Raw genomic sequence first — 21628 nt, 5'->3', positions numbered from 1 at the left:
TTACTAGTTTGTTTTCTTTAAATTACCATCGTCCTTAAACGAGACTTGTTTGTCGTATTGAAACAACCGTTAGCTAGACGTGTCTATAATGGGATGATCACAGTGTAACGCCCTATGTATTCAAATGAATTTTAGTGATTAATTAAACGTCCACCGATCTAATGTCGGCGGACGTTTTATATTTGTATGCTTTAAAAGCGATAAGTATCATAGTCCTTCACAAATTGAAATGAGCGATTTGTAGTTTCATGAAGTTGTGTTTCTATTTGCGCGATATCATCTAACGTATATCGATTACTTAAATGTGTAAGTAATCCATGTTTGACATTTGCATCATTTAAAAGTTTTAGCACATCCTCTATATGACTGTGGTGATAGTTATTTGCCCGTATTTTATCACCTTCAATATACGTGGATTCATGAACAATGACATCAGCATCTTGTGCTATTTTAATTTGATTCACGCAAGGTTTTGTATCGCCAAAAATCCCAATGACAGGGCCATGTTTGTCTGGGCCCTTAAATGGCGCGGTATCGTATATTTTGCCTTCATATTCAAATGTGTCTTGTGTTTTAATGTTTTGATAAAGTGGGCCAGGTTGTATTCCTAAGGCTTTTAATTTATTTACATCTAATTTACCTGGTGTACTTGGTGCTTCGATTCGAAAACCGTAACACGGTACGCCATGATTTAACGGATAAGCTTTAACTTGAAATTGATTAAAAGTGAGATCAATTTCTTGATTAAGTTCAATAATATGTATGGGATAATTTAAATGTGAATGTGTTAATGCCATATTATATTCGATAAAATCTTTAATCCCTGATGGCCCTACTACCGTTAATGGTTTTGCTTCTCCACCTTGGAAAGAACGACTCGTTAACACACCGGGTAGACCAAAAACATGATCTCCGTGCATATGTGTAATAAAAATATGGCTTACTTTTCCTAGTTTTATTGAATGATGCAAGATTTGATGTTGTGTGGCTTCCCCCACGTCGAATAACCAAACATCAGTATCATACGGTTCCAATGATAAAGCGATTGATTGTGTGTGACGTTCTTTAGTGGGCAACCCAGCACTCGTTCCAAAAAACGTAATTTCCATGGTGTGCGCCTCCTTAGCGTTATAGTATCATAAAAATGTGTTGAAGCGGGACATAAAATATTAGAATATGTATATAAATAATGCAGATTGTATGACCTAAATGTGTTGAATGTTTTATAATAACAAATATGATATAAATTAAGAATTGAGGTTTTGAATCTTGAATAAGTCAAAAAAGCAAATTCCAGCATTGATTACTATCTTCGGGGCGACAGGTGATTTAAGTCACCGCAAATTATTCCCATCCCTATTTCATTTATTTCAACAAGACAACTTAGATGACCGTATTGCGGTTATTGGGATTGGTCGACGTCAATTGACTAATGATGATTTTAGAGCGCAAGTAAAAGCTTCGATTCAAGCTCATGTCCAAGATACGAAACATTTAGATAAGTTCATGCAACATGTTTTTTATCAACCTCACGATGTCAATGATGAAGCAAGCTATGCGGATTTATTACAATTAAGTGAAACACTTGATCAAGAGTTTTCTCTTGAAGGCAATCGCCTCTTCTATTTAGCGATGGCACCTCAATTTTTTGGTACAGTAACCGATTATTTAAAATCTTCTGGTCTTACGCGCACAAAAGGTTTTAAACGCTTGGTCATTGAGAAACCTTTTGGTAGCGATTTAAAATCAGCGGAAGAATTAAATCAGCAAATTCGTCGTTCTTTTAAAGAAGAAGAAATTTTCCGTATTGATCATTACTTAGGTAAAGATATGGTTCAAAATATAGAAGTTTTACGTTTTAGCAATGCTATGTTCGAACCGTTATGGAATAATAAATACATTTCAAATATACAAGTGACTTCATCTGAAATATTAGGTGTAGAAGATCGTGGTGGATATTATGAATCTAGTGGTGCATTAAAAGATATGGTTCAAAACCATATGTTACAGATGGTTGCCTTGCTTGCGATGGAGCCACCGATTAGCCTACATAGTGATGATATTCGTTCGGAAAAAGTTAAAGTTCTAAAATCATTACGTGTACTCCCTACTGAAGACGTTAGGCATCATTTTGTTCGTGGTCAATACGATGCTGGTGAAATTAATGGCCAGGATGTAATAGCATATCGCGATGAAGATAAAGTGGCATCGGATTCGGTGACGCCAACGTTTGTTTCTGGTAAAGTCCTTATCGATAATTTTAGATGGGCAGGTGTTCCATTCTATATCCGTACCGGAAAACGTATGAAACGCAAATCCATTCAAGTAGTGGTAGAATTTAAAGAAGTACCAATGAATTTATATTATCAAAGAGATAAACATTTGGATTCTAATCTTCTTGTGATTAATATACAACCAAATGAAGGTGTATCGATTCATTTAAATGGTAAAAAATACGTCCAAGGCATTGAAACAGAACCCGTTCAATTGTCCTATGCGATGAGTGCACAAGATAAAATGAATACTGTAGATGCATACGAAAATCTTTTATACGATGCATTAAATGGCGATGCGACAAACTTCACACATTGGGAAGAACTCAAATCAACTTGGAAATTTGTTGATTCTATTTCAGATGCTTGGTCTAAATTTGAACCTGAATTTCCGAATTACAAGGCAGGTACGAATGGCCCACTTGAAAGTGATCTACTTTTAAGTCGAGATGGCCTAAAATGGTGGGACGACATTCAATAAATTTTTGAGCTAAGTATGTTTTGAATGCTACTTAGCTCTTTTTGATTTATAATAGAATATTAAGTAATGCTTTTTGTTAAAGTAATTTAGGAGTGACCCTTTTGGACGTTATCAAACACATTCAACAAGCGATTATTTATATTGAAGACCATCTGTATGAATCGTATGATTTACAACATTTAAGTGATTACGTTGAAATGTCACCTTATCACTTATCACAATCTTTTTTAATGATTACCGGACAAACACCGGAAGATTATTATAAAGCGAGACGTTTATCATTAGCTGCAAAAGAATTAAAACAGAGCAATGCACGTTTAATTGATATCGCTAAAAAGTATCATTACACTGATGTGAATGCTTTTGCACATGATTTTAGTGATTATCATGGTGTTTCACCGCTTCAAGTTAAAACGAAATCTGATCAACTAAATATGCAACCACAACTCTATTTAAAGCTAACAACCACAACTAAGCCTACACCACCGTATAGAAATGAACATATCGGTGATTTTGGGATGGTAGGCTATTCACGTTTTATCCCAAGCCAAGATTTAGAGGAGCCATTTTTAGTACCAGATTTTCTCGAAGATTTAAAAGCTGATGGCCGTATAGATGATTTAATTCACTATAATGATTGCAGTCCACATGATTTGTTCGTCGTGAGATGTCCGCTTGAACACGGTCTTGAATTATTTGTGGGTGTCCCGAGTGAGCGTATGCCATCGCATTTAGAATACCGTTATTTAGAGCGTCGCCAATATGCAATGTTTAATTTACAAGGCGAAATGGATTATGCAGTGACTGAGGCGTGGCACTATATTGAAACGACATTACAATTTTCAATACCATATGAGAAAGACACGTTGTATTTAGAAGTGTATCCGTTCGACTTTTCATTCGATCATGAACATACTAAAATACAATTAGGTATACCACTCTTAAATGATGACATATAAAAACACAAGGTCATAATACGTTGACCTTGTGTTTTTTGGTTATTATTCTGTCCATTGAGTATGGAAAACGCCCGCTTTATCTTTGCGTTCATATGTGTGTGCACCGAAATAATCACGTTGTGCTTGAATAAGGTTAGCGGGTAAATCAGCTGTTCGATAACTATCAAAGTAATTGATACTCGATGCAAACCCAGGGATTGCAATGCCATTTTGAACCCCAGTTGCTACAACTACGCGTAATGCATCTTGATATTCATTGACGATTGATTTGAAATAGTCATCTAATAATAAATTTTGTAAGTTGCTATCTTTGTCATAAGCATCTTTAATTTTTTGAAGGAATTGTGCTCTAATGATACAGCCTTCTCTCCAAATCATTGCTAATTCACCTAATTGTAAGTGCCATTCATTTTCTTCACTTGCGGCTTTCATTTGATCAAAACCTTGTGCATAGCAACAAATTTTACTCATATAAAGTGCGCGTCGAATTTGTTCTAAGAAGACATCTTTATCACCATTAAATGATGCTTTTGGACCAGATAATGATTCAGATGCGTGCACGCGTTGTGTTTTTAAAGATGAAATAAAACGAGCGAATACTGACTCTGTTATAATTGTTAACGGCGCGCCAAGTTCTAATGCATTAATTGACGTCCATTTACCTGTTCCTTTTTGGCCAGCTTTATCCATAATTTTTTCAACTAAAGGTTCACCAGATTCATCTAATTTAGTGAAAATGTCACCAGTGATTTCAATTAAATAGCTTTCTAATTCACCAGTATTCCACGATTTGAATGTTTCAGAGATTTCTTCATGTGACATGCCTAAAAGTGATTTCATCATAAAATAACTTTCAGCGATTAACTGCATGTCCGCATATTCAATACCATTGTGAACCATTTTAACATAATGGCCGGCACCATTTGGTCCAATGTATGTGACACAAGGTGTACCGTCTTGTGCTTTTGCAGCAATTGCTTCAAAAATATCTGCCACTTTATCATAAGCATCGCGTTGACCGCCTGGCATCATTGAAGGACCTGTTAATGCGCCAACTTCTCCACCGGATACACCCGTACCGATAAAGTTAATGCCACTTTGTGCAAGCGCTTGATTACGACGCATTGTATCTAAATAATTCGTATTTCCACCGTCAATTAAAATATCGTCGTTATCTAATAACGGTAAAAGGCTTTCAATGGTTTTATCAGTTGCAACACCTGCTTTAACCATAAGTAAGATTTTACGTGGTTTTTCTAAAGAATTTACAAATTCTTCTAATGAATAGGTTGGAACAATGTTTTTACCTTCTGATTCTGCAACCATGATGTCTGTTTTTTCAGATGAGCGGTTATATACAGATACTGTATAGCCTCTTGATTCAATATTCCAAGCCAGGTTTTTACCCATTACCGCTAATCCTACTACACCTATTTGTTGTGTCATTATTATTACCTCTCTCAATATAAATTACGCCCTCATTGTACCATATTATGAAACGATAAACACTTAACGACTTTTATTTAAGCGTTTTCAATGATTTTCAAAACATATCGCGCTAGGTCAACTAATGATTGTTTCGAAATACGTTCTTTCGTCGTATGAATATACTCGTAGCCTACACCTAATATCACTGTTGGAATTCCAAAGCCATTTATAATATTCCCATCAGATCCTCCGCCACCAATGGAGGAATTTGCATTAAAACCTAATGTTAATGATGCTTTTTTTGCGACTTGATAGACTTTTTCATCTTCATCTATTTTAAAACCAGGGTAAGACAACTCAGATTCCACTTCAGCACTTGCGTCATAATTTTCCGCAGCTTCAATAAAGGTTGCTTTCATGTGCTCTGTTTGGGCATCTATTTTTGCTTTTGAATGTGAGCGTGCTTCAGCCCAAATATGTACGAGATCGGTGACCACATTTGTTGGTCCCCCACCATTGAATGAACCGATATTGGCAGTCGTTTCATTGTCAACTTGTCCAAGTTTCATTTGACTGATAGCTTTTGCTGCAATATTAATCGCACTAATTCCTTCTTTTGGTGTACTGGCATGTGCTTTTTTACCATGAATCGTTGCATGCATCTTCATTTGATATGGCGCACCTATAGTAATGTCTCCAACAGGCACAGAAGCATCTAATGCATAACCGTAATCTGCATCTAGAAGTGAGGCATCCAATACTTTGGCACCGACTAAACCAGATTCTTCGCCAACTGTGATTACAAATTGGAGTTGTCCATGAGGGATTTCATTAGTTTGAATCACTTCAAGCACTTCTAAAATAACAGCTAAACCTGCTTTATCATCTGCCCCGAGTACTGTCGTACCGTCAGAATATATATATCCATCTTCTTTGATTATTGGTTTCACATTCTTTCCTGGTTCTACGGTATCCATATGAGATGTGAAATAAATTTTATCGCGGTTTTCATCTGTTGCTTTTAACGTACATATTAAATTATTAGCACCAAAATGAGTCAAAGCTTTGGCATTATCTTCTTTAACATCAAGTCCTAACGCTTTAAATTTCTCTTTTAATATTGGTTGTATTTCATTTTCACGACCAGTTTCTGAATCAATTTGAACGAGTTGTAAAAATGTTTGTATTAAGCGTTGTTGATTTATCATAAAGCACCCTCCCTATAAACGTTATCTTCATTTTATAGTATTTAAAGTACAATGCAAATTGATTGTTTGACGATATTTTGTAATAAAAATAGTGTTGAGATGTGTGTTTTGACAGTGGTATAATTTTCTTTACGAATATTAAACTACGTATCAGTATGGAGGCAAAAGTTGTGTTAAATGAAAAAGTAAGAAAAGTATTACTGATTGTGATGCTTGTTGCGATTGTCATTTCATTAATTTTAACTGGTGTAGCACCAATTTTAAGTATGTAATAAATATAAACACCTTCACGCTCTGATGTTTGAGTGAAGGTGTTTATATTTTATACTTCATGATGCATTTTTAAATTGCCGAACTTAGATTTAATTGTTAAATACTCTTCTGTATCATATAACATCTGAATCATACTTGACCGTGTATGTAACGCTTCGTGTGTTGTAGGTAAAGGCTCTTGATCAATTTCAAGCCTCACTTGATACACCATATGTAAGCGTTGGGCAGTATAGTTATTTTCATTTACATTTTCGGCCATTTCTTTAAAAACGTCTGCGACACGATGTGAAATCGGATCATCAGCATCAATATGTTGAATGTGATGATACATTCGTTTTAAAATCTCAACTTGATTTTCTCTCATGTCAAAATAATGATAATAACTATTTTCATTTCGTACAAAATGGTTTTTAACATCTCTAAAGGCAATTGACTTCGCTTTTTGAATAGAAAGATTGAGCGGTTGAAACGTGATTTTAAGTTGGTTATTATGTGTGGCACAGGCTTTACTATATTGATAGAAAATATCTTTAATCTGATTTTCAATATCGTGCTTATATTTTTTTAAATCGTTATCTAAACTAGGCATAATGGCATTCATTAAAAATGCAATTGTGAGCCCAATGATGATTAATAAGATCTCATTGATGACTAAGTCCAGATTGATGTGAGTTGCATTAAAAAAATGTAATAAGATGACGATACTTGTGACAACGCCCTCTTGCATATTTATAACAACGGTAAGTGGTATAAATAATAGAACAATAAGACCTAAAACGAGCGCGTGTTGGCCAAGTAACGGGAAGATTAATGCACCAAATCCAATTGCGATTATACAAGATACAAAACGCGATATAATGGCATGTACCGAATGCATTTTTGTGTCTTTGATACATAACACAACCAAAATAGCACTAGATGCATAATTATCTAAACCTAATAGCTTAGCAATAATAACGCCTAGTGCCATTCCGACCGCTGTTTTAATCGTTCTAAATCCAATTCGATAGGGATTTAAACGTATCATTTAACGGCTCCTTACTTTTCTTCACAATATTTATCAAATAATCGTTGTAATTGCGTAATAACATCCATAACGTCATGACCTTCTATTTGGTGACGTTCAATCATCTCGGTAATTTTACCATCTTTCATTAATGCGAAAGATGGACTTGATGGTGCATAACCTTCAAAATAATCTCTCGCGCGTTGTGTTGCCTCTTTATCTTGGCCTGCAAATACAGTGACTAGACGATCAGGTAATGCATCATAATGTAACGCATGAGATGCTGCTGGACGCGCAATGCCACCCGCACAACCACATACAGAATTAATCATAACTAAAGTTGTACCCTCTTTTGAAAATACGCTATCTACCTCTTCTGCTGTTGTTAATTGTTCATATCCAGCATTTTCCATTTCTTGACGTGCTTGTTTTAACACATCATTCATATATAAATCGAAATTTAAATCCATATCACCATACCTCCTAAGATAATTTAATTGTACTAAAGCCAGAACTTCAATTCAATAAATCAATTTTTGAAATGAGCTTAATAAATTTGTGTATTTTCAAGTGTGTAACGTTCAATTCGTGATTTTACGTCATTTAAAAATTGTCCAGCCTGTAAACCATCTAGTATACGGTGATCAATCGATAAACAAAGGTTGACCATATCACGAATGGCAATCATATCATTAATTACTACAGGGCGTTTAACGATAGATTCTACTTGCAATATAGCAGCTTGAGGATGATTAATAATTCCCATTGAACTTACTGAACCAAAACTTCCAGTGTTATTTACAGTAAATGTGCCACCTTGCATATCTTCATTTGTCAATTGATTTTGGCGTGCTTTTTTAGCGAGGGTAGCTATTTCTTTCGCAATGCCTTTTATTGATTTTTCATCTGCATTTTTAATGACAGGTACAAATAATTTATCTTCAACTGCTACAGCAATTGATAAATTAATCTCTTTATGCACATGAATTTCATCGTTTTGCCATGAGCTATTTAACATAGGATAGTGATGTAATGCTTCAGCGACCGCTTTAACGAAAAAGGCAAAAAATGTTAAATTATAGCCTTCTTGTGTCTTAAATTGACCTTTATAATGATTACGCGTCTTGGTTAATTCAGTTGCATCGACTTCCATTTTCATCCATGCATGTGGAATCTCATGAACACTTTGCACCATTTTATTCGCAATTTGTTTACGTACACCTTTTACTGGAATAACCGACGCTTGTTCGACAGCTTCCGTTTCATTTTTTGTGACGTGTTGAGAAACTGGTTGCTTTTCAGATGGTGAAGCGGATACTTGAGGTGCTGATTGAAGATGACCAGATGTAATGAATGCTTCTATATCTTTTTTTGTGACCCGACCCTCAAAACCTGTACCAGGAACATCCTCTAAATTAACATTATGCTGAGATGCGATTTTAAACACTACAGGAGAAAAACGCCCATTATTTTTTGGCTGATTTGTGATAGATGCCTGTGTTTCTTTTGTCGATGTTGTCCGTTTTTCTCGTTGTGTAGTGGTATGTGTTTCTTCAGGTGAAGGTGAGGATGCATCTGTATTGACCGTACTTCCTTCTACTTCCATCTCACAAATGACAGAACCGACAGAAACGGTTTCTCCGGCTTCAACGTTGATTTTAGTGATTTTACCTGCATATGACGATGGCACTTCTGCTGTGACTTTATCTGTGATAACTTCGCACAATGGATCGTATTCTTCAACTGTATCACCAACTTGTACTAGCCACTGTTCAATTGTACCTTCGTGGACACTTTCACCTAATTTAGGCATTTTAATTTCCATAATGGTCCTCCTTAAAATGTTGCGAGTTCACGCATTTTATTTTTGATTTTTTCAGGATTAATCATAAACTCATCTTCTAAAGGTGGCGCAAAAGGCATTGCAGGAACATCTGGACCAGCGAGACGCATGATTGGTGCATCTAAATCAAACAGACAGTTTTCAGCAATAATTGCTGAAACTTCTGACATAATACTACCTTCTTTATTGTCTTCAGTAATAAGTAAACATTTTCCAGTCTTTTTCGCTCGTTCAATAATTGTTTCTTGATCTAATGGATAAACAGTTCTTAAGTCTACTACTTCGACATCGATACCTTCTTCTGCTAAAAGGTCAGCAGCTTGAAGTGAATAATTGACTGCTAAACCATATGTGAATACAGTGATATCGCTACCTTCGCGTTTCACATCTGCTTTATATAAAGGGACAGTATAATAGTCTTCAGGAACTTCTTCTTTTAACAAACGATATGCTTTCTTATGTTCAAAGAAGAGCACGGGATCATTTGAATTGATGGCTGACAATAACAATCCTTTAGCATCATAAGGTGTAGATGGGATGACAACTGTTAATCCAGGCGTAGATGCAAACACACTTTCAATACTTTGCGAATGATATAACGCACCATGAATACCTCCGCCAAAAGGTGCGCGAATGGTTAGCGGCACATTCCAATCGTTATTCGAACGGTAACGCATTTTCGCTGCTTCACTCATAATTTGATTGGTAGCAGGTAAAATATATTCAGCAAATTGAATTTCGGCAATTGGTCGTTTACCTACCATCGCAGCACCAATTGCGGAACCGACGATGTTTGATTCAGCTAAAGGTGTATCTAAAACACGGTATAAGCCATACTTTTCTTGGAGTCCGGCTGTTACGCCAAACACACCACCTTTTTTTCCTACGTCTTCACCCAAAATAAAAGTTTGATCGTCTTTTTCAAGAGCTAAATCTAAAGCATTTTTAATCGCATCTAAGTATGTTAATTTAGGCATTTTTTTCACCCTCCTGGTCATAAACATGTGTATATGTCTCTGAAGGATCAGGGTAAGGTGATGCTTCAGCTTGTTTTGTTGCTTCGTGTACACGTTGTTTATTCTCTTTTTCTATTTCTTCAAACCAAGTTGTGTCAATATGTGCTTCATCGATTAAATATTGTTTGAATTGAAGATTACAATCGTGCTTTTTATTAAAAGTTTTTTCATCGTCAGTTCGGTAACGATCATCGTCATCAGATGAATGTGCTGTAAGTCGCGTACACATTGCTTCAATCAATGTGCTACCTTCACCTTTGACACCACGCTCTCGTGCGGTTTTCACCGCCTGATAAACAGCAATAGGATCGTTACCATCTACAGTTTCACCAAACATGCCATATCCTTTAGCACGGTCTGAAAGCTGTTCAGCACCATATTGCAATTCTTTAGATACTGAAATTGCATATTTATTGTTTTCAATTAAACAAATGAATGGTAACTTGTGCACGCCAGCAAAATTGAGGCCTTCATGAAAGTCTCCTTGGTTAGAACTTCCCTCACCTAAAGATGTTAATGAGATTTGTTGTTTGCCATCCATTTTTAGTGACAAAGCAGCACCAACGGCGTGTAACACTTGTGTTGCAACAGAAGAGCCTTGCGACATAATCCCTACTTCTTTTTTACTAAAATGTGAAGGCATTTGCTTTCCACCAGAACTAATATCATCACGTTTCCCAAACGCTGAATTCATTGTTTCTAGTGGTGTCATTCCTAAATACGTTACAAATGCAAGGTCACGATAGTACGGTGCGGTATAATCACCTTTTTCAAGCGCATAGGCTGCACCAATTTGTGTTGCTTCTTGTCCTTGGCAACTAATGACAAAAGGAATTTTACCAGCACGGTTTAATAACCACATGCGTTCATCTAATTTTCGTCCTAAATCCATAGCTGCGTACATATTTTTTAAATCTTCTATTGTGAGATTGGCTTCTCTATAATCTTTCATTGCCTTCTCCTCCTCAAAGGTTACTAGATGTGAATGGATTGGTTTTCAGCTTTCAAACCAAGTTCCATTAATAATTCAGATATTGACGGATGTGCATGTGTTGCATTTCCGAGTTCTAAAGCGGATCCGTCCATGAAGCTAAGTAACGATAACTCATTAATAAGTTCTGTAACGTTCGGACCTATCAGAGCGGCACCTAAAAACGTTCGTATCTCTTTATCGAATACGAGTTCAGCAAAGCCATCTGGATTGTGTTGTGAAACAATTAACGCTTTTCCATTAGCTTTAAATGGTGCTTTTACGATTTTTGTTTCGAATCCTTGATTTTTTGCTGCTTCTGCTGTCAACCCAATTGAAGCCACTTCAGGATGCGTGTATATACAACGTGGCATGTGGTCGTAATCTATGCCCACTGGGTTTTCATTAAACATATGTTCTACAGCAATGACGCCTTCTTTAGCAGCAACATGTGCCAGTTGAAGTTGTCCAATTACATCTCCAGCTGCGTAAATATGTTGATCAGCGGTTTGCATAAATGTATTGGTTTCAATTGTTTTTTTATCAGTTAAAATGACTTTTGTGTTGTTTAATCCTAAATCATCAGTAATCGCTTGACGTCCAACGGCGACTAGCACCTTATCTACGGTTAAAGTATCTTCTAAATCAAACGTTACATTATGATCAGTAATTGTTACAATGTCTTCTGTGACAGCAGTGTTTTCTAATATTGTAATCCCTTGTTTAGACAACTGTTGTTTCATTTGACGACTCAACGTCTCTGATTCATTGATTAAAATGCGTTGAGCTGCTTCAATAATGGTAACTTCTACACCAAATGTGTTTAAAAGACTAGCAAACTCTAATCCTATGACACCGCCACCAATAATTGCCATACGTTTAGGTAATTCTGCTATTTCCATCATATCGTTACTACTTAAAATGACGTTGTGATCAAATGGAAGCATCGGTAGCTCAATTGGTTTAGAACCGGTAGCAATCAACACATAATCATTTGGAAGTAGTTCAGACTCACCATTTTCATATTCTACTGACACTGTCCCACTTTGTGGTGTGAAAATTGATGCTCCCAACAGGCGTCCAGTACCGTGAAATAAATCAATTTTATTTTGTTTTACAAGGTGTTGAATGCCTCGGTACATCGTTTCAACAATTCGTGATTTACGTTCTAAAATACCTTTAAAGTTCACTGCTGCCCCTTCAACGGTTAGGCCAAAGTGGTCTGCATTTTGAATATATTGATAGACTTCAGCTGATTTTAAAAATGATTTTGTTGGGATACAACCACGGTGTAAGCATGTACCGCCAACTTTATCTTTTTCAACTAAAGCAACGGATTTGCCGAGTTGACTGGCACGAATAGCAGCAGAATAACCCGCAATACCGCCACCTAAAACGACTAAATCATATTTTTCTTTTGTCATTGTATGATTCTCCTAACTATAAGTCTTCACAGGAATTTGTTTATGTAAAGCTTGAAATGCATTTTCAGCTAATGCATGCATTTCAAATTCACCAGGATACACAGATACTGGTGATATCCATTCAATATATGGTTTTAATAATTCAATGAACAACGTACTATGACTCATTCCTCCAGTAAACACAATTTGATCCACTTGTCCTTTTAATACAGCGGCGCGTTCACCTATCGCTTTAGCAATTTGAACGGCGAATGCATCAACAATGTGCTGAATGTGTGTATCTTGAGTATATTGATCCATTATCCATTTAAAGTCGGACGAACCCAAATGTGCTTGTAAACCCGTTTGAGATGATAACAACCGTTTCATTTGTTTGGTATCCATTAGATGATCATTTTGATATGCGATAAGTGAATCATTTGGTACAGAACCAGAACGATTTAAAGCCATAGGACCTTCGCCATATAGAGCTTCATTGACATCTATAACTAATCCTTTCTGGTGTGCAGCCACACTTACGCCACCACCCATGTGGATGATAATTAAATTCAAGTCCTCGTATCTTTTTTGAATGTTTTTTGCAAACTGACGTGCTGTCGCTTTATGATTTAAAGCATGAAATACACTTTTTCTTTGTACACCGGGTATTCCTGTAATTCTTACTTCATCAATCAGTTCATCAACAACTACAGGATCAGTGGTGAAAACAGGAATATGCTGCGAAGATCCTAACTCAAAACCTATAATTGCACTTAAATTCGACGCATGTACGCCATACTGGAATGATTTTAAATCGTTATATAATGCACGGTTGACAGTATATGTTCCACCTACAATAGGCTTTAACAATCCGCCTCTACATGCGATTGCATCAATAGAAGAAATTGGAACTTCAATCTCTGTAAGCCATTGCTGAATAAATAACTGGCGTGAGTCTTTTTGTTTAAGTAAATCCAAATGTATGATACTGTCATCGTGAACTAAATTGGTCTTGTGCGTCATTTTTTCGCCATCATAAATGGCTAACTTACTGGACGTACTTCCTAAATTAAGTACTAAAATGCGGACCATCGTATCCTTCCTCTCTTGATTGTTAAGTGATATGTGACTTGAAAGATTCAGGTCACGCGAGTGTTTTTAAAGCAAGTAAAACAGATTTTGTTTTATTGGCCACTGAATCGGCTCTTGATGTGAGAACTATCGGATAAGGTGTACCAATCATGAGACTTGCAACTTTAGCGTGTCCAAAATAAGTTAACGATTTATATAAAGCATTGCCAACATCAAGTTGGGGAACAATAATCACATCAGCATCTCCTGCAACTGGTGATGTGATTCCTTTGAGCATCGCACTTTGCTTGTCAATGGCATTGTCTAAAGCGAATGGTCCATCAACGATAACATTATGCTTATCATCTTGTTGCTTATAGAATTGCTTCAATTGATTAGCTTGAACAGACGATGGTATTTTATCTGAAACGCTTTCGACGGATGAAAGTAATGCTACTTTTAAAGATGTGTAACCCAACTGTTTTGTGAATTGCGCAATATTTTTAATCATTTTTTGATGTTCTTCTATTGTAGGATGAATATTTAAAGCAACATCAGAAATGAATAGTAATTTGTGATATTGTGGGATATCACAACAAGCGATATGATTTAAAAAATATTGTTTTCCATTTGTATGACGTAAATGGCGAAGTACAGCTGAAAGTATTTGGTTTGTAGGTATTAATCCTTTCATTAACACATCAACTTTGTGGTTATCTAAATCTTTTAAACATGCTGCGAGTGCTTCGTGTGTTTCATCAAAAGTATGGATGTGAATACGCTTCAACATTGAGGCTGGTAGTTCAAATGATCGAATCAATTCTGAAACATCCTGAGTATTGTATAACGTGAACGTGGCATTCGTTTGTGCCAATACATCTTGAATAACTTGAACAGAAGATTCATTCACTGCATTGACAATTGCGATATTACCTTTTAAGTCATGTGTATTATGAAATAATGACGAAAATGACAAAGTGACACACCCCTTTATCGTTGATTTTGTTCAATCATTTCCTTTGCATTTTTCAACGTGAGTTCAGTAACTGTTGCACCTGAAATCATTCGGGCTACCTCTTCCACACGTTCATCATCTTTTAATTCTTTTACGTGAGTAGTCGTTCGATCGTCTTTCTCACGTTTTGAAATATATAAGTGATGATCGCTCATTGATGCAACTTGGGGCAAATGTGATATACATATCACTTGAATTACCGAAGCAATTTGTTTCATTTTTTCTGCCATTTTTTGTGCGGCTTGTCCAGACACACCGGAATCCACCTCATCAAAAAGAATTGCTGTTTGTCCTCTCGCATTCACAAAAATACTTTTTAGCGCGAGCATAATCCGAGAAAGTTCCCCACCACTCGCAATTTTATTTAAGCTTTTTAGAGGCTCCCCTTTATTTGGGCTGATTAAAAATTCAACACGTTCTAAGCCATCTTGTTGAGGCGTTTCATACAAAGTAAATGCGATTTCAAGATTTGCATCTTTCATTTGTAAATTTTGTATCTCATCTACTATATGATCTCTTAAAGTTCGTGCGACTTTACGCCGCTCTTGAGATAAGACCTTACCGTCAATTTGAAGTTGTTCTGAGAGCTCAGAAATTTCATTTCTTAATTGTGACGTACTCTCTTCGTAATTTTCTATTTTATTAATTTCATCTTCTATTTTTAATTGATAAGCAATGAGGTCAGGGATATCTTTACCATACTTACGCTTTAAATTATTGAGAAGATTCATACGAGATTCAAGCTCATTTAAATATTGTTCGTCAAATTCAGTTTGGTTAATTTCGTCATACAATTGATGTTTTGCATCTTCTAATGTGTAATAAAATTGATCTACATCTTCTTTAAGTTTTATATACGTATTTGGAAGTATTTGATCTATTGCCTGTAATTGTGTACTAAGCTCATACAAGCGATCTGTAATGGCATGTTCATCTGTTAACGTCGTGTACGCAGCATTTAAAGCATGACTCAGATTTTCCGAATTTTGAATGCGTTTAATATCTGCTTCAAGCTGTTCCATTTCTTCTTCTTGTAAATGGGCATCTTTAAGTTCTTCATACTGAAATTTCATGAGGTCCAATCGCTGTAATAATGCTTGATCAGCGCTTTCAAGTGCTTCAAGTTCTTTTAATTTAGACTTATGTTGTTCAAATGTTTTGTCATATTGACGCAAAGCATCTTCATATGTACCTTCAGCATAACGATCTAAAAGTTCGATGTGATATTTTTGTTTTAACAAAGATTGTGTCTCATGTTGGCCGTGAATGTCTAACAATTGTTGCATCACTTTACGTAAATCTTGAAGTGTGACGGTGGTATTATTAATCCGACACATACTTTTCCCAGAATTAAATATTTCACGCTTGACGATGAGAAAGTCCTCGGATAAATCGATGCCAATGTCTTCTAAAACATAATGTGCATCTTTCGCATTGTCAATGTCAAAAACACCTTCAATAATGGCTTTCTTTTCGCCATGTCGCACAAAATCTGATGACGCACGCATTCCTATCAATTGGCCAATGGCATCAATAATAATAGATTTACCAGCACCAGTTTCACCACTTAATACCGTTAAACCCTCACCAAATTGAATTTCAAGTTCATCTATTATCGCGAATTGTTTAATTGAAAGACTTTGTAACATATCATCTCTTCCTTATAACATATTAAATATACGTGATTTGATTTCTTCAGCGTCTGAGTGTGTACGACATATGATAAGGCAAGTATCATCACCGCAAATCGTGCCTAATACTTCATCCCAATCAATCTGGTCTAAAATCGCACCAATAGACTGTGCATTACCAGGCAACGTTTTTAAAACTAATAGATTGTCAGTACCGTCAATTTTTACAAATGAATCCATGAGGTAACGGCCTAATTTTTCAAGTGGATGATATCTTCTATCGTTAGGTAGGCTGTATACGTATTGACCCGTTGGCGCAGGGACTTTTATTAATTGTAATTCCTTAATATCGCGAGATACAGTTGCTTGTGTGACATTCATTTCATAATCATTTAAACGTTTGACTAATTCATCTTGGGTTTCGATTTGTTCATTTGAAATAATTTCTCTGATTTTAATATGTCTAACAGATTTTTTAGGCATAATGGACACCTCGTAACGAATATTTATACATCGATTTTACCACACTATCATCTATTAACCTAGTTATGACCTATTTCAAATGTTTCATCTCAAGTACTGCAATTGTATAAAAATGATGCTAATTTCTTATAAATTCTAAAATTACAATAAAAATAACCTTCAAAATTCATGAAAGAGATGAACTTTGAAGGTTTTTGAATGGCTTATTTAAATTTAAAATTGTTCAACTAACAATTGGAGTTTCATTTTAAAAGGTTTTCAGCAATTTTAACAATGGGATTTGTCGCTAAATTCAAGTCGTCTAATATACGGTCTACATTACCGTGCTCTATATATTCATCGTCTATACCGATACGTTTAATTGGGTTGTTATAACCATTTTCGATAAGAAACGTTGCAATTTGACTACCTAAACCACCGTTTAACATGCCTTCCTCTGCAACAATGACAGGCTTTTGTGATGCGCCAATTTTGTGTAACAAATCAAAATCCATTGGTTTGATAAAGCGTGCATTAATTACAGATGCAGAGATTCCTTTTTCACTTAGAATTTGAGCAGCTTCTGTCAATGTATGAACTGTAGGCCCGTAGCTAATAAGCGTGATGTCATTTCCAGACTGGAGGGTTTCCCATGATCCAATGTTAAGTAATTTTTTCTCATCTGTTAACGCAACCCCGTAACCATTTCCACGAGGGTAACGGATTGCGAATGGTCCTGAATGCTCTTGCATTGCAGTATAGACTAAATGACGGGCTTCATTTTCGTCTTTTGGCATACTTACTGTAATATTCGGGAATTGAGATAAAAATCCTACATCAAAGACACCTTGGTGTGTTTCTCCATCGGCACCAACTAAGCCAGAGCGATCAATACCAAAAATAACATTTAAATTTTGGCGATCTACATCATGCAAAACTTGATCATAAGCACGTTGTAAAAATGTAGAATAAATGGCAACATAAGGTTTAAATCCTTCTATTGCAAGCCCTGCAGCCATCGTAACAGCATGTTGTTCAGCAATGCCTACATCAAAAAATTGTTCTGGAAGTTCAGATTGAAAGCGTGTTAGTTTAGAGCCTACTGGCATTGCTGGTGTAATGGCAACAACACGTTTATCTTTTTTGGCATAAGACAATATTTCATCACTCATAAATTGACTCCATGATGGCCCAATAGGTTGTCCTTTAATTTGTTCGCCGGTTTCTAATTTATATGGTCCTAAACCATGCCAAGTCCCAATCTTGTCGTTTTCAGCAGGATGATAACCTTTTCCCTTCTTTGTCACTACATGTACGAGAACCGGTTTGTTAATTGAGTCTGCGGTTTGTAATGCATTTTCAAGTTCGTCAAAATTATGACCGTCAACCGGACCAATATAACGAATACCTAATTCTTCAAAAAAAGCACCATCGACAACAAGATATTTAATGCTATCTTTAATACGATCTGCAGATTCTCGTATTTTACTGCCTCCTGGCAAGCGACTCAAAACAGCTTCTGCATCTAATTTGAGTTTATTATAACCTTGGTTCATTCGAATACGACCGAGCATGTTATGCATTGCACCAACATTAGGGGCAATGCTCATTTCATTGTCATTTAAAATAATCGTCATATTCGTTCGATCATGACCGATGTTATTTAAGGCTTCAAGTGCCATCCCCCCTGTAAGGGCACCGTCACCAATAACCGGAATCACATGATGGTTTTGTTTAAGAATGTCACGTGCTTTAGCCATGCCCATTGCTGCTGATAAAGAAGTAGAGCTATGACCTGCTTCCCATACATCATGTTCTGATTCTCTTAATTTAGGAAACCCACATAGTCCTTTATATTGACGTAGCGTATCAAATTGATGCCCTCGTCCAGTTAATATTTTATGTATATAACTTTGATGTCCAACATCCCATAAAATCTTATCCGTAGGGCTGTTATAATGTTTATGAAGCGCGATTGTTAACTCAACAACGCCTAAATTGGCACCGATGTGGCCACCAGTTTTAGCACACGTTTGAATTAAAAATTGTCGGACGTCTTCACTTAATGCTTCTAATTCTTTAACACTCAAATTTTTTAAAAATGAGGGGTCTTTAATTTCACGTACATCCATTTATATCACCCTAGATTAATATATAACCAACACACTTACTTATGGCGTTGGTAAAATAATTTTAATAGTTCGTTTAACTGAGTAACATCATATTCAGAAGCCAATGTATTTAGAATGTCTTCTGCTAGATGAATATGGTTATTGAGCTGTTGTTCAGCTTCAGATTTTCCTAAAAGTGATACATACGTACTTTTATCGTTTAGTATATCACTTCCAACAGGTTTACCTAATGTTTCTTGATCGCCGTACACATCGAGTAAATCATCTTTGATCTGAAAGATTACACCTAAATGAGTTGCAAAATCTGATAACAATTTTTTTACGTGGTGTGGTGCTTCAGCAATAATGCTTGCACCTTCTATTGCAAATTGTATGAGTGCTCCGGTTTTAAGTGTATGAATGGTTTCAAGTTGAGATAAAGTTAAGTGTTGCCCTTCACTTTGCATATCAAGTGTTTGGCCCCCCACCATACCTAAGTGACCACTTGCTTGAGCTAAAGATTGTATCAACTGAATTTGTACTTCAGGTTTTAGTTCTTTTTGTGAAGCAATTAACTCAAATGATTTTGTTAAAAGCGCATCACCAGCTAAAATGGCCAACCATTCTCCATAAACTTTATGGTTAGTAGGTTTACCACGTCTAAAATCATCATTGTCCATAGCAGGTAAGTCATCATGAATTAAGGAATACGTATGAATCATTTCTAAAGCAATTGCAGGTCCAATACCTTTATGATATTCTTCTTGACTTAACATATCTAGCGTAGCGAGTAGTAGTAATGGACGTATACGTTTACCACCAGCCTCTAAAGAATAACGCATACTTTCTTCTAAAGCGGTGCTTGTATGTGACTTAGGAATACTCTTGAATAAGGCCTCATTAAACGTATCTAATAGGTTATTGAGTTTCGGAGTCATCATTAGAAACTTCCTCATTTTCCATTAATTTAGACACTTTTGCTTCTGCTTTTTTTAACGTTTCTTCACATGACTTTGAAAGCGCCATACCTTTTTGATATAAATCCATACTTTCTTCTAAAGAGATTTGATCATTGTCTAATTTATTGACGATAGCTTCAAGCTCTTTCATCATATCTTCAAAGTTTTTATTTTTAGTCGTCATTTTGACACCTTACCTTTTCAATTATTGCCTCGACGCTACCATCTTTCATCAAAATTTCTATCAATTCGCCTTGTTGAAGATGGCGGGGACTTGTAATGATAGCATTATCTTTTTTTACAATTGAATAACCACGCAACATCGTTTGTGTTGGGCTCAATGTATTTAGACTTTCTATTTTTTGGATGAGTTGTTGCTCTTTTTGTTTTAAAGTTGATGACATTAGTTTAGAAAGTTGTATTTTAAATTGTTCCGTGGCATCTTGTTGTGAGATGACATATTGATAAAAATGCTTTAGATGAAACCGTTGTTGAATCATCGTTAAATTTTGGCGTTCGACCATAAAACGTTTTTTCAAAGCCTCATGTAAATAGCGCTCTAATTCGTCTCTTTTTTGAATATGTTGCTCATATAATAGTGTAGGTTGTTTAAATTTATAATACGTTGTGTATTGCGACACATATTGCTTAGCGTGTTTCAAATATTGTTTCATAAAACGCGACATAAAAATACGACTTTGCAAAATTGCTTGCAGCAATTCATGTTGATCGGGCGTCGCTATCATAGCGGCTTGTGTTGGTGTTGCTGCACGTACGTCAGCTACATAGTCACTTAAAGTTGTATCCGTTTCATGACCTACAGCAGAAATTATCGGCGTTTTACAATGGTAAATCGCTTTAACGACATCTTCTTCATTAAAATTCCATAGATCCTCTATTGATCCCCCACCTCGTCCAATAATGATGGTGTCAACATTAAGTGAATCTGCATAGTTTAATTTTTCAATAATATCTGCTTTGGCTGCTGTTCCTTGTACAAGTGTACTGATTTTGATTTGTTCTGCTAATGGATAACGATTTGTAAGTGTATTTTGTATATCACGAATCGCAGCACCAGTTTCCGCTGTTAAAATTGCAATTCGCCCAGGGTATTTAGGAATAGGCTTTTTATGTTCTTCTTTAAAATACCCTTCTTTTGTCAATTTAACTTTTAATTGCTCAAATTTTTGATAAAGATTTCCGATACCATCTAGCTGCATATTTTGAACATAAATTTGATAACTCCCGCGTTGTTCGTATACAGAGACACGTGCTTCAACAAGGACTTGATCGCCTTCTTTGGGTTCGAAATCAAGTTGTGCAGCTTGTGCTTTGAACATCATTGCGTTAATCAAACTATTTTTATCTTTGATTGCGAAGTAAAGATGACCACTACTATGCTTTTTGAAATTTGATAGTTCACCTTTTAACAATACTGATTGAAGATGTGGGTCTTTATCAAATTTATATTTAATATATTTAGTTAATGCAGAGACAGTTAAATATGTTGTCATAATAT

At 35.8% G+C, this 21628-nt stretch carries 20 protein-coding genes; 3 read left to right on the top strand and 17 right to left on the bottom strand.

What is annotated here, in order from left to right:
• Positions 1-191: 191 nt before the first annotated feature.
• Positions 192-1109 carry a ribonuclease Z gene (gene rnz, locus SHYC_RS06845; protein ID WP_039645653.1) on the bottom strand — a complete coding sequence of 306 codons (918 nt, stop codon included), beginning with the start codon at positions 1107-1109 and terminating at the stop codon, positions 192-194.
• Positions 1110-1269: 160 nt separating this feature from the next.
• On the opposite strand from rnz, the gene zwf reads away from it, so the two are divergent.
• Positions 1270-2754, top strand: coding sequence for a glucose-6-phosphate dehydrogenase (gene zwf / locus SHYC_RS06840; protein ID WP_039645651.1), 1485 nt, complete (start codon positions 1270-1272; stop codon positions 2752-2754).
• Positions 2755-2855: 101 nt separating this feature from the next.
• The gene (locus SHYC_RS06835; protein WP_039645648.1) at positions 2856-3713 is read left to right on the top strand and encodes an effector binding domain-containing protein; all 858 of its coding nucleotides are present in this window, start codon (positions 2856-2858) and stop codon (positions 3711-3713) included.
• A 42-nt stretch (positions 3714-3755) separates the two neighbouring features.
• Here SHYC_RS06835 and gndA read toward each other — a convergent pair whose 3' ends face one another.
• Together gndA and SHYC_RS06825 are read right to left on the bottom strand one after the other, a co-directional pair.
• Positions 3756-5159, bottom strand: a complete 1404-nt coding sequence (gndA, locus tag SHYC_RS06830) for an NADP-dependent phosphogluconate dehydrogenase (RefSeq protein WP_039645646.1) — start codon at positions 5157-5159, stop codon at positions 3756-3758.
• Between the two features lie 77 nt (positions 5160-5236).
• Positions 5237-6349: a M20/M25/M40 family metallo-hydrolase gene (locus SHYC_RS06825; protein WP_039645644.1), complete on the bottom strand. Its 1113-nt coding sequence runs from the start codon at positions 6347-6349 to the stop codon at positions 5237-5239.
• 170 nt (positions 6350-6519) lie between these two features.
• Between SHYC_RS06825 and prli42 the strand changes: the two genes are divergently transcribed.
• Positions 6520-6621 carry a stressosome-associated protein Prli42 gene (prli42, locus tag SHYC_RS12295; RefSeq protein ID WP_158260806.1) on the top strand — a complete coding sequence of 34 codons (102 nt, stop codon included), beginning with the start codon at positions 6520-6522 and terminating at the stop codon, positions 6619-6621.
• Positions 6622-6671: 50 nt separating this feature from the next.
• On the opposite strand, the gene SHYC_RS06820 is transcribed toward prli42, so the two are convergent.
• From SHYC_RS06820 to xseA, 14 genes are all read right to left on the bottom strand, one after another.
• Positions 6672-7649, bottom strand: coding sequence for an aromatic acid exporter family protein (locus SHYC_RS06820; RefSeq protein WP_039645642.1), 978 nt, complete (start codon positions 7647-7649; stop codon positions 6672-6674).
• Between the two features lie 11 nt (positions 7650-7660).
• The gene (gene brxB / locus SHYC_RS06815; protein ID WP_039645640.1) at positions 7661-8098 is read right to left on the bottom strand and encodes a bacilliredoxin BrxB; all 438 of its coding nucleotides are present in this window, start codon (positions 8096-8098) and stop codon (positions 7661-7663) included.
• 77 nt (positions 8099-8175) lie between these two features.
• Positions 8176-9453 (bottom strand): dihydrolipoamide acetyltransferase family protein, encoded by a 1278-nt coding sequence (locus tag SHYC_RS06810; protein WP_039645638.1) that lies wholly within the window; start codon positions 9451-9453, stop codon positions 8176-8178.
• An 11-nt stretch (positions 9454-9464) separates the two neighbouring features.
• A complete protein-coding gene (locus tag SHYC_RS06805) occupies positions 9465-10448 on the bottom strand; it encodes an alpha-ketoacid dehydrogenase subunit beta (protein ID WP_039645636.1) in 984 nt (327 codons plus the stop codon).
• A complete protein-coding gene (locus SHYC_RS06800) occupies positions 10441-11439 on the bottom strand; it encodes a thiamine pyrophosphate-dependent dehydrogenase E1 component subunit alpha (RefSeq protein WP_039645634.1) in 999 nt (332 codons plus the stop codon). Before SHYC_RS06800 ends, SHYC_RS06805 begins: the two co-directional genes overlap by 8 nt.
• Before the next feature lie 23 nt (positions 11440-11462).
• Positions 11463-12881 carry a dihydrolipoyl dehydrogenase gene (gene lpdA, locus SHYC_RS06795; protein WP_039645632.1) on the bottom strand — a complete coding sequence of 473 codons (1419 nt, stop codon included), beginning with the start codon at positions 12879-12881 and terminating at the stop codon, positions 11463-11465.
• 12 nt (positions 12882-12893) lie between these two features.
• Positions 12894-13952 (bottom strand): butyrate kinase, encoded by a 1059-nt coding sequence (gene buk, locus SHYC_RS06790; protein WP_039645630.1) that lies wholly within the window; start codon positions 13950-13952, stop codon positions 12894-12896.
• A 52-nt stretch (positions 13953-14004) separates the two neighbouring features.
• Complete coding sequence (locus SHYC_RS06785) at positions 14005-14907, bottom strand: phosphate acyltransferase (RefSeq protein WP_039645628.1); 903 nt, start codon at positions 14905-14907, stop codon at positions 14005-14007.
• Positions 14908-14921: 14 nt separating this feature from the next.
• Positions 14922-16595, bottom strand: a complete 1674-nt coding sequence (gene recN, locus SHYC_RS06780; RefSeq protein ID WP_039645626.1) for a DNA repair protein RecN — start codon at positions 16593-16595, stop codon at positions 14922-14924.
• Positions 16596-16607: 12 nt separating this feature from the next.
• Positions 16608-17060 (bottom strand): transcriptional regulator AhrC/ArgR, encoded by a 453-nt coding sequence (gene ahrC, locus SHYC_RS06775; protein WP_039645624.1) that lies wholly within the window; start codon positions 17058-17060, stop codon positions 16608-16610.
• A gap of 242 nt (positions 17061-17302) precedes the next feature.
• On the bottom strand, positions 17303-19171 hold the full coding sequence (dxs, locus tag SHYC_RS06770) for a 1-deoxy-D-xylulose-5-phosphate synthase (protein WP_039645622.1): 1869 nt from the start codon (positions 19169-19171) through the stop codon (positions 17303-17305).
• Positions 19172-19206: 35 nt separating this feature from the next.
• Complete coding sequence (locus tag SHYC_RS06765; protein ID WP_107633047.1) at positions 19207-20088, bottom strand: polyprenyl synthetase family protein; 882 nt, start codon at positions 20086-20088, stop codon at positions 19207-19209.
• Positions 20069-20293 carry an exodeoxyribonuclease VII small subunit gene (locus SHYC_RS06760; protein ID WP_039645618.1) on the bottom strand — a complete coding sequence of 75 codons (225 nt, stop codon included), beginning with the start codon at positions 20291-20293 and terminating at the stop codon, positions 20069-20071. Before SHYC_RS06760 ends, SHYC_RS06765 begins: the two co-directional genes overlap by 20 nt.
• Entirely contained in the window at positions 20283-21623 is a 1341-nt protein-coding gene (gene xseA / locus SHYC_RS06755; RefSeq protein WP_039645616.1) for an exodeoxyribonuclease VII large subunit, read from the bottom strand. The genes SHYC_RS06760 and xseA overlap by 11 nt, the downstream gene beginning before the upstream one ends.
• Positions 21624-21628: the final 5 nt, after the last annotated feature.

It is taken from the genome of Staphylococcus hyicus, assembly GCF_000816085.1.
Classification (GTDB): Bacteria; Bacillota; Bacilli; order Staphylococcales; family Staphylococcaceae; genus Staphylococcus; species Staphylococcus hyicus.
This window is presented reverse-complemented; position numbering and strand designations above follow the sequence as displayed.